The sequence below is a fragment of the Streptococcus mitis genome (assembly GCF_003942965.1).
Classification (GTDB): domain Bacteria; phylum Bacillota; class Bacilli; order Lactobacillales; family Streptococcaceae; genus Streptococcus; species Streptococcus mitis_BH.
The window spans coordinates 24,207-38,889 of record NZ_RJOG01000008.1 but is presented as its reverse complement, the minus strand read 5'-3'; the positions used below and the strand labels follow the sequence as shown (position 1 = coordinate 38,889).

The 14,683-nt window shown below is 37.7% G+C and carries 14 protein-coding genes; 12 read left to right on the top strand and 2 right to left on the bottom strand.

Going from position 1 to position 14,683, the window contains the following annotated elements:
• The first annotated feature begins 11 nt into the window (after positions 1 to 11).
• The 4 genes from ezrA to D8837_RS03725 all read left to right on the top strand — a co-directional run bounded on the left by ezrA (position 12) and on the right by D8837_RS03725 (position 4,226).
• Complete coding sequence (ezrA, locus tag D8837_RS03745) at positions 12 to 1,739, top strand: septation ring formation regulator EzrA (protein ID WP_125456241.1); 1,728 nt, start codon at positions 12 to 14, stop codon at positions 1,737 to 1,739.
• Positions 1,740 to 2,844: 1,105 nt separating this feature from the next.
• Positions 2,845 to 3,132 carry a hypothetical protein gene (locus D8837_RS03735; RefSeq protein WP_125456240.1) on the top strand — a complete coding sequence of 96 codons (288 nt, stop codon included), beginning with the start codon at positions 2,845 to 2,847 and terminating at the stop codon, positions 3,130 to 3,132.
• Entirely contained in the window at positions 3,129 to 3,770 is a 642-nt protein-coding gene (locus D8837_RS03730; RefSeq protein WP_125456239.1) for a hypothetical protein, read from the top strand. Before D8837_RS03735 ends, D8837_RS03730 begins: the two co-directional genes overlap by 4 nt.
• Entirely contained in the window at positions 3,771 to 4,226 is a 456-nt protein-coding gene (locus tag D8837_RS03725) for a hypothetical protein (protein WP_125456238.1), read from the top strand.
• Positions 4,227 to 4,360: 134 nt separating this feature from the next.
• On the opposite strand, the gene gdhA is transcribed toward D8837_RS03725, so the two are convergent.
• Complete coding sequence (gene gdhA, locus D8837_RS03720; RefSeq protein ID WP_000199532.1) at positions 4,361 to 5,707, bottom strand: NADP-specific glutamate dehydrogenase; 1,347 nt, start codon at positions 5,705 to 5,707, stop codon at positions 4,361 to 4,363.
• Positions 5,708 to 5,935: 228 nt separating this feature from the next.
• Between gdhA and D8837_RS03715 the strand changes: the two genes are divergently transcribed.
• The 7 genes from D8837_RS03715 (at position 5,936) to D8837_RS03685 (ending at position 12,507) form a co-directional block, all read left to right on the top strand.
• Positions 5,936 to 6,871, top strand: a complete 936-nt coding sequence (locus tag D8837_RS03715) for a dihydroorotate oxidase (RefSeq protein ID WP_125456237.1) — start codon at positions 5,936 to 5,938, stop codon at positions 6,869 to 6,871.
• A 32-nt stretch (positions 6,872 to 6,903) separates the two neighbouring features.
• The gene (holA, locus tag D8837_RS03710) at positions 6,904 to 7,941 is read left to right on the top strand and encodes a DNA polymerase III subunit delta (RefSeq protein WP_125456236.1); all 1,038 of its coding nucleotides are present in this window, start codon (positions 6,904 to 6,906) and stop codon (positions 7,939 to 7,941) included.
• A gap of 142 nt (positions 7,942 to 8,083) precedes the next feature.
• Positions 8,084 to 8,689, top strand: a complete 606-nt coding sequence (sodA, locus tag D8837_RS03705) for a superoxide dismutase SodA (RefSeq protein ID WP_000974733.1) — start codon at positions 8,084 to 8,086, stop codon at positions 8,687 to 8,689.
• A 156-nt stretch (positions 8,690 to 8,845) separates the two neighbouring features.
• Positions 8,846 to 9,376, top strand: coding sequence for a YutD family protein (locus D8837_RS03700; protein ID WP_125456235.1), 531 nt, complete (start codon positions 8,846 to 8,848; stop codon positions 9,374 to 9,376).
• Between the two features lie 20 nt (positions 9,377 to 9,396).
• Positions 9,397 to 10,482 carry a 23S rRNA (adenine(2503)-C(2))-methyltransferase RlmN gene (gene rlmN / locus D8837_RS03695; RefSeq protein WP_000804760.1) on the top strand — a complete coding sequence of 362 codons (1,086 nt, stop codon included), beginning with the start codon at positions 9,397 to 9,399 and terminating at the stop codon, positions 10,480 to 10,482.
• Positions 10,482 to 10,964 (top strand): VanZ family protein, encoded by a 483-nt coding sequence (locus tag D8837_RS03690; RefSeq protein WP_125456234.1) that lies wholly within the window; start codon positions 10,482 to 10,484, stop codon positions 10,962 to 10,964. The genes rlmN and D8837_RS03690 overlap by 1 nt, the downstream gene beginning before the upstream one ends.
• Before the next feature lies 1 nt (position 10,965).
• Positions 10,966 to 12,507, top strand: a complete 1,542-nt coding sequence (locus tag D8837_RS03685; protein ID WP_000025378.1) for an ABC-F family ATP-binding cassette domain-containing protein — start codon at positions 10,966 to 10,968, stop codon at positions 12,505 to 12,507.
• Positions 12,508 to 12,844: 337 nt separating this feature from the next.
• On the opposite strand, the gene D8837_RS03680 is transcribed toward D8837_RS03685, so the two are convergent.
• On the bottom strand, positions 12,845 to 13,753 hold the full coding sequence (locus tag D8837_RS03680; RefSeq protein ID WP_001222592.1) for a LysR family transcriptional regulator: 909 nt from the start codon (positions 13,751 to 13,753) through the stop codon (positions 12,845 to 12,847).
• 757 nt (positions 13,754 to 14,510) lie between these two features.
• Between D8837_RS03680 and D8837_RS03665 the strand changes: the two genes are divergently transcribed.
• Complete coding sequence (locus D8837_RS03665; RefSeq protein ID WP_004256158.1) at positions 14,511 to 14,618, top strand: QVPTGV class sortase B protein-sorting domain-containing protein; 108 nt, start codon at positions 14,511 to 14,513, stop codon at positions 14,616 to 14,618.
• The last annotated feature ends 65 nt before the right edge of the window (positions 14,619 to 14,683 follow it).

Genomic DNA, 14,683 nt, shown 5'->3' with positions numbered 1-14,683 from the left:
AGGAGTTTAATATGTCTGGTAGTCTAGTAGTATATCTTATAATTGCAATTGCAATTATATTGCTGATTTCATATGCTATAGCAATTTATGTACGGAAACGCAATGAAAGTAAATTAGCAATTTTAGAAGAGAAAAAAGAAGAGCTGTACAATCTTCCAGTTAATGATGAAGTTGAAGCTGTAAAAAATATGCACTTGATTGGACAAAGTCAAGTGACTTTCCGTGAATGGAACCAAAAATGGGTTGACCTATCTCTTAACTCTTTTGCCGATATCGAAAATAATCTTTTCGAGGCAGAAGGTTATAACAATTCATTCCGTTTTTTTAAGGCTAGTCATCAAATTGACCAAATCGAGAGCCAAATTACCTTGATTGAAGAAGATATTGCGGCAATTCGCAATGCCTTGGCAGATTTGGAGAAACAAGAATCTAAAAACAGCGGTCGTGTTCTTCATACCTTGGACTTGTTTGAAGAGTTGCAACACCGAGTGGCTGATCATTCTGAAGAATATGGCCAAGGTTTATCTGAAATCGAAAAACAATTGGAAAATATCCAATCAGAGTTTTCTCAGTTTGTTACTTTGAACACTTCAGGTGACCCAGTAGAAGCTGCTGTGATTTTGGATAATGCTGAAAATCATATCTTGGCTTTGAGTCACATTGTTGACCGCCTGCCAGCGATTGTAAAAACATTATCTAAAGAGCTACCTGATCAATTGGAAGATTTGGAGGATGGTTACCGTAAGCTTTTAGATGCTAACTATCATTTTGCTGAAACGGATATTGAATCTCGCTTCCAATTGCTTTATGAATCTTTGAAGAAAAACCACGAAAATATTGCACAATTAGAGTTGGATAATGCTGAGTATGAAAATACTCAAGTTCAAGAAGAAATCAATGCACTCTATGATATCTTTACACGAGAAATCGCTGCTCAAAAAGTAGTAGAAGGCTTAGTTACAACCCTTCCTACATATTTGAAACACATGAAAGATAGTAATGCTGTTTTAGTGGAAGATATTCAACGATTGAGTAGCAATTACCTACTATCTGAAACGGATGTTAGTCATGTTCATAGATTACAAGCTGAGTTAGAATCTTTAGAAGAATCTGTATTGGAACTAACTTCTGAACAAGAGGAACATTCTGAACCTTATTCATTCCTTGAAGATCGTTTGGAAAACTTACAAGCGACTTTGAAGGAAATTGAAGATGAACAAGTTGCGGTTAGTCAACGCCTTGCTCAGATTGAAAAAGATGATATCAATGCTCGCCAGAAGGCAAATGTTTATGTTAATCGTCTTCACACAATTAAGAGATATATGGAAAAACGCAATCTTCCAGGTATTCCTCAGAATTTCTTACAGTCGTTCTTTACAGCAAGTAACCATACTGAAGAGTTGATGGCTGAACTAGAAGAGGCTCTAGTCAATATCGAAGCTGTGAACCGTATTCTTGAAATAACAACAAATGATATGGATGCTTTAGAAAGTGAAACTTATGATATTGTAAAGTATGCTACTTTAACAGAACAGTTATTACAATATTCTAATCGATATCGCTCATTTGATGAACGAATTCAAGAAGCCTTTAATGAATCATTAGAAATTTTTGAAAAAGAATTTGATTATCATGCTTCATTTGATAAGATTTCCCAAGCTTTAGAAGTGGCTGAACCAGGTGTCACTAATCGCTTTGTCACCTCATATGAAAAAACACGTGAGATAATTCATTTTTAGAAAAGTATAGAAGGATTTAGACTTGTCATAGACAAATTTAAATTGCTCTTTGTCAACTGTCGTGGGTTGAAGAAAAGCTAAGATCTAGAAAGGACGAATTCGTCCTTTCTTTTTTGGAACTTCTTCTTCTATAATGGTTCGAGATTCAGAAAGTGATATTCCTGTAGAATTGAAAATACATGGGAATTTCATTCCTCGAATTGTAGACTTAGAAGCTTTTATATTAGAATTTATTCCAAGTCACCCCGATATTATAATAGCTCCTATTTTACAAAAACGGTTTAGACAAACTGTTAGTGGGCTGATTAGTTCAGCTATTTCATAAGTAATATACAACCATAAGATTCCAATTCTTGATATTGAGATGCACAGTTTTGATATGTCTGTTGCTTTGTCAGCTATTTTATCCAGCTATTTTTCTAAATATGGAATTAGTATTGAGGAATTTAACATTGAGGCATTAAAAGTAAATCAGAATAGCATTTGATATAGAGAAATCTTTCAATTCCACAAGCAAATTTTGGAAGNCAAAAGCAAGCAGGCTGGTCGAGATATTGAAGAGTATACTTATCAAGAAGAGAGACAATTTGATCTTTTAGAAGAGGCAGCAAAAAATAATGATTCTGCAGGAAATCTAATGGGAGCAGGCGTGGAAATAGCTATGGGACTTTCCTTGGGAGCTAAATTTAGCAATTTGGTTGATCAGATTGAAGATAGGAATTCATTTGACAAAGATGTTAATCATCATCAAACTGATCTCAAAGGAGAAACAGGATTAGCTAAGTTTTGTAGCCAATGCGGGACTGCTTTTTTGGAAGGAGCAAACTTCTGTTCTAATTGTGGGCACAAAAGATAGTTCAAAATATTAGAAACAATTATTTTTATATCATTCTAGTTTAAGTATCATCTTTTGTTTTTTGGAAGTCTGGGATTGCCAGAGTTTTACTTTTTCTTAGAAATCTAAAACTAGGATTTCTTTCAAATTATATAATTATAAGTATAAAAATGTATGAATAAATACAAAGGGTCATGAAGAGTGTTTGGAAATTTTTTAAGAGAGTAAGGGATTTACTTAGACAAGTTCTATGACAGGAGGATATTGTAGATGTACCAAGTATTTCGTTTATTAAGTATACTTTTTATGGGATTGACAAGTGCAACATTTTTTATTTCACTATGGACCGTAACTCTATTTCTAGAACATGGTGAGCCGATTTTCTCAATATTGATTCCTATTATTTTTTCTTTATCAGGTTTCTTTTTGTCTTCCTTTGCATTTTATAGCTTCGGTGTTTTAGAAAATATAAAAATTAAAGTCAAAGCTTTGGATGAGATATATAATGGAAAAGCTCTTTATAGAGAGTATATAGTAACTAGAGGAGAAGATAGGTGAAGCAGTATATTAAGAATAATTGGAAAAAAGGCTTTCATTGGTTGATTTCGAATATAGTAATACTCTGTTTTGTAGTTTTATCACTTGCAATCTTTTCTCTAGAAGATGAACCAAGAATCTTTATATTGAAAAATCTTGATTTTATAATTTTGGCAAAGTTTGTGGGCATTCCTATTGTGATCAGCTTTTTATTTTTAACATTTCAAAATTTACCCTATGTAATAGTTGCCTTAATTATTTTATATTTGTTTCGAGAAACAATTAAAGATTCCTTTTCCTTAAAGAAATTAAAACAGAAGAATTTACTTCAAATGCTTGTTTTAATCATTTTATCATCATTTTTTGAATATGAAAAATCTAGGGAATGGTCTATTCGATTTTTATTTCTTTTAGTTCCTTGGTATTTGCTTAGTGTGATTTTAATTTTGGTAATGACTTATTGTGAGTCTAAGAGACAAGAAGAAGTCAAGAAACGAAATCAAATACAAGTTTTATTCACTTTATTTGAAAAGCACCAGATTAACAAAAATACATATCCCGTTATTTGTCCATCATGTAGTGGTGAGAATCTGCTTGACCTAGGGCAAGGTAAAACATGTGATTATTGTGGTGCATGGTTATCTAGAAAGGAAATATAAATGAGACGCTATCGTTTAATCATTTCCAAGGTTGTTTATCCTATAGTATCTTTCATATGTATTGTCACCGGATTGAAATTTTATCAGTACATTGATAACTACATAAGATGGATTTTAGGAAAAAAAGAAGGTTTACTTTATGATTTCTACTTTTTGTGGCTTTTAATAGTTACAATTTTGTTTGTTTTATTTTTCCTATTTTTGATTATATCGTCTTTTCTATTTTTGAAACAGCCACGTATGAAACAATATGATAAAGCTTTGATAACAGTTCTTAAGTTTGAAGAACAAGGTGAAGATGTTATTGAAATTAAAGGGAAAGAATTGCGAGATGAGTTATCTTATAAATTATCAGCAAAACGTGTTTATTGTCCTACTTGTCATAAGCCAACAGATGGAGTAATTGGAACTCAATTGACCTGTGCAACTTGTGGTAAAACTTTTATAGTTTCTTGATTTTAGGATAATCGAAATGCTATTATCTTATAGCTATTTTGATATTGTTTCTAAAAACTAGCAAGTTTATTTTCTTTAAAATACAAAAAGCAACAACTGTCTAGCTGTTGCTTTTTGTTAACTTTTTTCAAGTATTAAACAATACCTTGTGCAATCATAGCGTTTGCTACATTTTCAAAGGCAGCAATGTTTGCTCCTGCAAGGTAGTCTTTATCAAGACCATATGTTTCTGAAGTTGTTTTAGCTGTGTTAAAGATGTTTGTCATGATATCTTTGAGACGTCCATCAACTTCTTCACGAGTCCATGAGAGGCGAAGACTATTTTGGCTCATTTCAAGGGCTGAAACGGCTACACCACCAGCGTTGGCAGCTTTGGCAGGTCCGTAGAAGATACCATTTTCTTTGTAAACTTTGATGGCATCAAGGTCGCTTGGCATGTTGGCACCTTCAGATACACAGATAACGCCTTGAGCAACCAAACGTTTAGCTGCTTCACCATTGATTTCGTTTTGAGTCGCACATGGAAGAGCGATGTCATAGTTTCCAGCGTAAGTCCATACAGAACCTTCATGATAAGTAGCAGTTGCTTTTTCAGCGGCATACTCAGTCAAACGAGCACGACGTTTTTCTTTAACATCTACTAAAAGATCGAAATCGATACCATTTTCATCAATGACATAACCATTTGAGTCAGATACAGAGATAACAGTAGCACCAAGTTCAGTTGCTTTTTGAAGAGCGTATTGAGCAACGTTACCAGAACCTGAAATAACAACTTTCTTACCAGCAAAGCTATTACCGTTAGCTTTAAGCATTTCTTCAGTGTAGTAAACCAAACCGTAACCAGTTGCTTCTGGACGAATCAAGCTACCACCAAATCCAAGAGGTTTACCAGTCAAGACACCAGCATCAAATTGGTTAAGACGCTTGTATTGACCGTAAAGGTAACCAATCTCACGTCCACCTACACCGATATCACCAGCAGGTACGTCAAGTGATGGTCCGATGTGTTTTTGCAATTCAGTCATGAAGCTTTGGCAGAAACGCATCACTTCAGCATCTGTTTTACCTTTAGGATCGAAGTCTGATCCACCTTTACCTCCACCGATAGGAAGTCCAGTCAAGACGTTTTTAAAGATTTGTTCAAACCCGAGGAATTTCAAGATCCCTTGGTTAACAGTTGGGTGGAAACGAAGTCCGCCTTTGTATGGTCCAACAGCTGAGTTGAATTGAACACGGTAACCACGGTTTACTTGGACTTTTCCATCACGGTCAACCCAAGGAACACGGAAAGAAATCACGCGCTCTGGTTCAGTAATACGTGCCAAGATATTTTCTTCGATATACTCAGGGTGTTTTTCAAATACAGGTTCTAAAGTGTTGAAAAATTCTTCAACAGCTTGAAGGAACTCAGCCTCGTGCCCGTTACGAGCTTTTACAGTTTCAAACACGCTTTGGATATATTCTTTAGCAGATGTCATATCGTTCTCCTTAAATTCTAATTTAATTATGTGAGTCATTATAGCAGAATTTTTTTTAGCTGTAAAGAGAAAAACAAAAATTTTCTAAAAATTCACTCAATTTAGTTTTTCATATTTTTTGAAAATAGATAAAAAACGAACGTTTTTCTTATAAATGCCTTTCTTAAAGAGAAAATCTGAAAATGTGGTATAATATTAGCAATAAAAGGAATCTGGAGGATCAGAATCATGGTATCAACGAAAACGCAAATTGCTGGTTTTGAGTTTGACAATTGTTTGATGAATGCAGCAGGTGTGGCTTGTATGACGATAGCAGAGTTAGAGGGCGTTAAAAACTCAGCGGCAGGAACTTTTGTGACTAAGACAGCAACCTTGGACTTTCGTCAGGGGAATCCTGAGCCACGCTATCAAGATGTTCCACTTGGTTCTATCAACTCTATGGGCTTGCCAAATAATGGCTTAGACTATTATTTGGATTATCTTTTGGATTTGCAAGAAAAAGAGCCAAACCGAACTTTCTTCCTATCTCTAGTCGGCATGTCTCCAGAGGAAACCCATACTATCTTGAAAAAAGTCCAAGAGAGTGAGTTTCGTGGTCTGACTGAGCTAAATCTCTCCTGTCCAAATGTTCCAGGTAAACCTCAGATTGCCTATGATTTTGAGACAACAGACCGAATTTTGGCAGAGGTATTTGCCTACTTCACCAAACCTTTAGGAATTAAATTGCCACCATATTTTGATATTGTTCACTTTGACCAAGCGGCAGCTATTTTCAATAAGTATCCTCTTAAGTTTGTCAACTGCGTCAACTCTATCGGAAACGGCCTTTATATAGAAGATGAGTCTGTTGTTATTCGTCCTAAAAATGGTTTTGGTGGCATTGGTGGCGAGTATATCAAACCGACTGCTCTAGCTAATGTTCATGCCTTTTATCAACGCTTAAATCCTCAAATTCAAATCATCGGAACAGGTGGCGTGTTGACTGGTCGTGATGCCTTTGAACATATCCTCTGTGGAGCAAGTATGGTGCAGGTGGGAACCACCCTTCACAAAGAAGGCGTCAGTGCTTTTGACCGCATTACCAATGAACTAAAAGCAATCATGGCGGAAAAAGGGTACGAAAGCCTAGAAGATTTCCGTGGGAAATTGCGCTATATTGATTAAATTCATTAAAAAATCAGAAGAAAGGAGAGAAGATGCTAGCCATTGAAGAGAGTCAGAAGTTGACTTTAGCAAATTTACCGAACCTGAGCCTTTTTACAGGGACAGATCAGGGTCAGTTTGAAGTGATGAAGAGTCAAGTGTTGAAACAGATTGGTTATGATTCTGCAGACCTCAACTTTGCCTACTTTGATATGAAAGAAGTGGTTTATAAGGATGTAGAACTGGAGTTGGTCAGCCTTCCTTTCTTTGCGGATGAGAAAATCGTAATATTGGATCATTTTGTCGATATCACGACTGCTAAAAAGCGCTTTTTGACAGATGATGAGCTCAAGTCGTTCGAAGAATACCTTGATAACCCTTCACCAACAACCAAGTTGTTAATCTTTGCAGAAGGAAAACTGGATAGTAAAAGACGGCTGGTAAAATTACTTAAGCGTGATGCCAAGGTCTTTGATGCAGTAGAAGCAAAAGAACAAGAATTGCGCCAGTATTTCCAAAAGTGGAGCCAGAAACAAGGTATGCAGTTTGCCAATCATTCTTTTGAAAATCTTCTCGTCAAGTCGGGTTTTCAATTTAGCGAAATCCAGAAAAATCTCCTCTTTTTACAGTCCTATAAGGAAGACTCTGTTATCGAGGAAGAGGATATTGTCAATGCTATTCCCAAGACCTTGCAGGACAATATTTTTGATTTAACTCAGTTTATTCTGACTAAAAAGATGGACCAGGCTCGCGACTTGGTTAGAGACTTGACCTTGCAAGGGGAAGATGAAATCAAACTGATTGCAGTCATGCTGGGACAATTTCGGACTTTTACTCAGGTGAAGATTTTGTCGGAGTCTGGGCAAACAGAAGCGCAGATTGCAAGTAGTCTAGGAAGTTTTCTCGGACGCAATCCAAATCCCTATCAGATTAAGTTTGCGCTGAGAGATTCACGAGGACTTTCCTTGAGCTTTTTGAAGCAAGCTATTTCTTATTTGATTGAGACAGACTATCAGATTAAAACAGGTCTTTATGAAAAAGGTTTCCTTTTTGAAAAGGCACTCTTACAGATTGCTAGTCAGGTAAATTGATATTTTTTTTGAAGCTACAACCTGCGTCAGGATTATCTTGTCGTGGGTTTCTTACTGATTTCCTTATCTATAAGCAAAAAACTTGAAAAAAGTGAATGTTTGCGTTATCATTTTCATATAGAAAGAAAAAGAGGTATTACAGATGGCTATTATCTTACCAGATCTTCCATATGCATACGACGCTTTGGAACCATACATCGATGCGGAAACAATGCACTTGCACCATGACAAACACCATCAAACTTATGTCAACAATGCTAATGCAGCTCTTGAAAAACACCCTGAAATCGGTGAAGACCTTGAAGCTTTGCTTGCTGATGTAGAATCTATCCCAGCTGATATCCGTCAGGCACTTATCAACAACGGTGGTGGACACTTGAACCACGCTCTTTTCTGGGAATTGATGACTCCTGAGAAAACAGCTCCTTCAGCAGAACTTGCAGCAGCAATCGATGCAACATTTGGTTCGTTTGAAGAATTCCAAGCAGCCTTCACTGCAGCAGCAACAACTCGTTTCGGTTCTGGATGGGCATGGTTGGTTGTCAACAAAGAAGGTAAACTTGAAGTGACTTCAACAGCAAACCAAGACACACCAATCTCAGAAGGCAAAAAACCAATCTTGGGCTTGGACGTTTGGGAACATGCTTACTACGTGAAATACCGCAACGTGCGTCCTGACTACATCAAAGCTTTCTTCTCAGTGATCAACTGGAACAAAGTAGATGAATTGTACGCAGCCGCTAAATAATGGTATATGGAGGGAAGAATGGTTCTTCTCTTTTTTAGGTTATATGATTCGAGTCTGACAAAATCGTCAGACTTTTTTCATTTTTATGAGAAACGTGCTAACTGCTAGAAATTATGGTAGAATAAAGTATTAAGTAATCGTGGAAAAAGGATATCTATGCGAAAAGAAATTGCACCTGAATTATACAACTATAACAAGTTTCCTGGTCCTGAGTTTCATTTACACGGGGACAAGGTTGAAACGGAAGGGATAGCTTTTTCCTTGGTGGAAAATATCAAGGAAGCCTTTGATGTGACGACTTTTAATCAGCGTTTTTCAGAAGTCTTAACCAAGTTTGATTATATCGTGGGAGATTGGAGCAACGAACAGCTTCGCCTACGAGGTTTTTACAAGGATGATCGAACAGAAGAAAAACTTGAAAAAATCAGTCGTTTACAAGACTACCTTTTAGAGTATTGTAGTTATGGTTGTGCCTATTTTGTCTTAGAAAATGAAGCCCCTAAGCGAGCATCGTTTGACAAGAAAATGCGTAAGAAGGAAGAAGAAACACCTTCTAAAAAAGGAAAGAAACCGGCTCAAACAAAACGAAAACCGAATGCAGATAAGAAAAATAGACGTCGTCAGAAAGACCAGTATTCTCAGAAAGAGGACAAGGGGCAACGTCATTTTGTCATTCGTCAGAAGTGAGTAGAGAATAAGGAGAAGAAATGAAACCGTCAATTTATAGTTTAACACGTCAAACCATGCAGGAATGGGTTTTGGAGCAGGGAGAAAAGAAATTCCGTGCAGACCAAATCTGGGAATGGCTCTATCGTAAACGTGTCCAGTCATTTGAAGAGATGACCAACCTTTCCAAGGATTTGATTGCTAAGCTTAATGATCAGTTTGTGGTTAATCCATTGAAACAGCGAATCGTGCAAGAATCTGCTGATGGGACAGTTAAATATCTTTTTGAATTGCCAGATGGTATGTTGATTGAGACTGTACTTATGCGTCAACACTATGGTTTGTCAGTCTGTGTGACCACTCAGGTCGGCTGTAATATCGGTTGTACCTTCTGTGCCTCTGGTTTGATCAAGAAGCAACGTGACCTCAATAATGGGGAGATTGTAGCGCAAATCATGCTGGTTCAGAAATACTTTGATGAGCGTGGTCAGGACGAGCGCGTCAGCCATATTGTTGTCATGGGTATCGGTGAGCCCTTTGATAACTATAACAATGTCTTGAATTTCGTTCGTACTATCAATGATGACAAGGGAATGGCCATCGGTGCTCGTCACATTACGGTTTCAACCTCAGGTTTGGCCCATAAAATTCGTGATTTTGCTAATGAAGGAGTTCAGGTCAATCTTGCCGTTTCCCTTCATGCACCTAATAATGAACTGCGCTCAAGCATCATGAAGATTAACCGTGCCTTTCCAATTGAAAAACTCTTTGCTGCTATTGAGTACTACATTGAGACAACTAATCGTCGTGTGACCTTTGAGTATATCATGCTCAATGAAGTCAATGACGGTGTAGAACAAGCCTTAGAATTGGCTGAATTGCTCAAGAACATCAAGAAATTGTCTTATGTAAACTTGATTCCTTATAACCCAGTTAGTGAGCATGACCAATATAGCCGTAGTCCTAAAGAGCGCGTCCTGGCCTTCTATGATACGCTTAAGAAAAAAGGGGTTAACTGTGTTGTTCGTCAAGAGCATGGTACTGATATTGATGCAGCTTGTGGACAATTGCGTTCTAATACAATGAAACGTGACCGCCAGAAGGCAGTCGCAGCAGTCAATCCTTAATGATGAAGAAGAGTTATAATCATGTTTTGGTCTGGGGAGTCATTTTCTATAGTATTTGTATCGTTTACTTTTGCTTTACTCCTCAAGAACATTCTCCCGTGGGGGTGGAAACTCCAGGTATTCAGCATCTTGGACGCCTGGTTTTTCTTTTGACTCCTTTCAATTCTTTCTGGAAACTGGGTGAAGTGAGTGACATAGGACAATTATGTTGGATTTTTCTACAAAATATCCTTAATATTTTCTTACTTTTTCCTCTGATGTTCCAACTCCTTTATCTCCTTCCAAACTTGCGGAAAACAAAAAAGCTCCTTCTTTTTAGTTTTCTAGTGAGTTTTGGAATCGAGTGTACGCAGTTAGTCTTGGACTTTTTCTTTGATTTTAATCGCGTCTTTGAAATTGATGATTTGTGGACCAATACCTTAGGTGGCTATCTGGCTTGGCTCCTCTATAAACAATTACATAAAAACAAGATAAGGAATTAAAATGAGTATTTTAGAAGTTAAAAATCTGAGTCACGGTTTTGGTGATCGTGCAATTTTTGAAGATGTGTCCTTCCGTCTCCTCAAGGGGGAACATATCGGTCTGGTTGGTGCTAATGGTGAAGGGAAATCAACCTTTATGAGTATCGTGACTGGTAAAATGTTGCCAGATGAAGGGAAGGTTGAGTGGTCCAAATATGTGACTGCTGGTTACTTGGATCAGCACTCAGTCCTTGCTGAAGGTCAGTCTGTTCGCGATGTTCTCCGTACGGCCTTTGATGAGCTTTTCAAAGCTGAAGCTCGTATCAATGACCTCTACATGGAAATGGCTGAAGACGGAGCGGATGTTGATGCTCTCATGGAAGAAGTGGGAGAACTCCAAGACCGTTTGGAGAGTCGTGACTTCTATACCTTGGATGCTAAGATTGATGAAGTAGCACGTGCCCTTGGTGTCATGGACTTTGGTATGGATACGGATGTAACTTCTTTATCAGGTGGACAAAGAACCAAGGTACTTTTAGCTAAACTCCTCCTTGAAAAGCCCGATATCTTGCTTTTGGACGAGCCGACCAACTACTTGGATGCTGAGCATATTGATTGGCTCAAGCGCTATCTCCAAAACTATGAGAATGCCTTTGTCCTCATTTCACACGATATTCCATTCTTGAACGACGTTATCAATATCGTCTATCATGTGGAAAATCAACAGCTGACGCGTTATTCTGGTGACTACTACCAGTTCCAAGAAGTCTATGCTATGAAGAAATCTCAGCTGGAAGCAGCCTACGAACGTCAGCAGAAAGAAATTGCCGACCTCAAGGACTTCGTTGCTCGAAACAAAGCGCGTGTTGCAACACGAAATATGGCCATGTCTCGTCAGAAGAAATTGGATAAGATGGATATTATCGAACTGCAAAGTGAGAAACCAAAACCATCCTTTGATTTCAAACCGGCTCGTACACCAGGGCGCTTTATTTTCCAAGCCAAGGATTTGCAGATTGGTTATGACCGTCCTCTGACCAAGCCTTTAAATCTTACCTTTGAACGTAATCAAAAGGTTGCTATTATCGGGGCAAATGGTATCGGGAAAACAACTCTCTTGAAGTCTCTCTTAGGAATTATCCCGCCAATCGCTGGTGAAGTGGAACGTGGTGACTACCTAGAACTTGGCTACTTTGAGCAGGAAGTAGAAGGTGGCAATCGTCAAACACCACTTGAAGCTGTCTGGAATGCCTTTCCAGCTCTCAACCAAGCTGAAGTTCGTGCAGCTCTTGCTCGTTGTGGTTTGACAACCAAGCATATTGAAAGCCAAATTCAGGTCTTGTCAGGTGGGGAACAAGCCAAGGTTCGTTTCTGTCTCTTGATGAATCGTGAAAACAACGTTTTAGTGCTGGACGAGCCGACCAACCATTTGGATGTGGATGCCAAGGATGAACTCAAACGTGCTCTTAAAGAATACAAAGGGTCTATCCTTATGGTCTGTCACGAACCAGACTTCTATGAAGGCTGGATGGACCAAATCTGGGATTTTAATAATTTAACTTAAAAATGAGGATAAAAGAAATACAGTACCGAATGTGGATACTGTATCTAGAATTTATACATCATCTTTAAAGTAAAGGAGTGAAATCTGGATTTCATAGGTCTCACTCCTTTTAGTTTGATTTATATATCAATGTTGATATGGATAGGTTCAGCTAATGATTGAATATACTCTCTACAAATTTAAAAAAACTTGGGGTACAGTTCAATAGCTGGTGGTTTATTTGTCTTGTACCTCACGGAGTGAAACAAACTAATAGTCACATAATCAATTTCTTTATTCTAAAATAAGATGATATAAAAAAGTTTAATAATGATTTTAATTAGACTTATCTTTATTCTCAACTATCAAACTGGACTTCTTCTAGGAGATAGTCGATAAAGCGTTCACCCATCTTAGACAGGCTGGTTTTTTCATGCTGGATATAGACCAGCTCAATTGGGTCATCAATATCCAGTGGGATAGAAACGATATTGTCTCCGTTGAGGTTGCTGTTCAAAATCCCTGTCGCAATGGTATATCCATCCAGACCAATCAAGAGATTAAAGAGGGTAGCACGGTCGCTGACTACGATGGATTTCTTGTGGTGTTCTTGGGAAAGAATCTCTTCTGAAAAGTAGAAGGAGTTGTGAGTTCCTTGGTCATAGCTGAGATAAGGGAAGTTTTCCAAATCAGACAGTTTCACCTTGTCTTTCTTTGCCAGAGGATTGGTCTTGCTGACAAAGATATGCGGTTGCGCTGTGAAGAGATGGTGAGCCAGCAGGTGGTTATCATCCAGCATTTTCGTTAAAACATCACGGTTGTAGCTGTTTAAGAAGAGGACACCGACCTCACTACGGAAGTTCTTGACGTCGTCGATAATTTCCCAAGTACGAGTTTCACGAAGGAAAAGCTCGTATTTCTCCATATCACTTTTCTTGAGTAGAGAGACAAAGGCATTGACCACAAAGGCATAGTGTTGAGACGAAACGCTAAAGAGTTCGCGGTGGGCAACAGGATTTTTATAACGTTCCTCCAAAAGCTGGGTCTGCTCGACAACCTGACGGGCATAAGAGAGGAACTCCATCCCATCACGAGTCAAGGTGATCCCCTTGGGATTGCGGATAAAGATTTCAATGCCCATTTCATTTTCCAAATCTCTTACTGCATTGGAAAGACTCGGTTGAGTGATAAAGAGTTGCTTGGCTGCCTCATTCATGGAGCCAGTTTCGACGATTTTGATAATATAGTGTAATTGTTGAATTCTCATGTTTTTATTGTACCACACTTGCGTCAGAATCGCCAAAGAAGATAGGAAAATCAGGAGCATTGTGTGAGTCTCTTGTAAAGTAACTAAGAAGAAAATTCTAAATAACTTAAATAGGGTAAAAAAGTAGCTGAGCAAGATATTGTTCAGCTGTTTTTAATTGGGAAATATAAAAATTTTACTCGAAAATAAGAAACTTGCACGATTTACTCATTACTTAGCCAATACTAGAGTTTATACTAGTTACTGTAAAGATGATCATCTAAAAGAAGGAAGGAGGCAACCTTATGTCTAAAAATACAAGTCGTTCAGAGATTGACTCTCTAAGTTTCGAGGTTGAAAAGTAAGAACTTTCTGCGCAATCAGAAGCTAGTGGTACACAGCTTTTAAAATGACGCTAGCAAATCTGTGTGGATTGTGTTTCACCTATTCCTATGAGTGTACGAGAAATAATGTTCGTTGTTAGATAAAACAAAAGGAAAACTCTAGTGTTTTATTACAAAACATTGACAACATTTTGATTTGGTGTTATATTTACGGGAGAAATACAAATAAAACAAGACAACTTTGAGATTGATTCTTTGGATTATGGAAATTAATAGCCAAGAATTGGATGGAAAATCTGCTGCTGGGTGAGGTACGGCTGTTAGATTAACAGCACAGGGGCGCTGTGCTTGGTGGTTTGCATATTCTTATGAATGTATTTCGCCAAACGTGCGCTGTGGATAAAACTACCTCTATTTTTTGACAGGAGGATAAAATGGAAGGAATTATTGGAACACTAGAATTCTATGCACCTGTACTGGTCTTAGGAGTTGTTGTCATAGGGATTGTTTACTTTATGAAAAAAAGAAACGATCGCAAATAATCAACATCGACCGATACCTGAAAAAGGAATCGGTTTTTTTATAACTTGAATATATTGCACAAAAT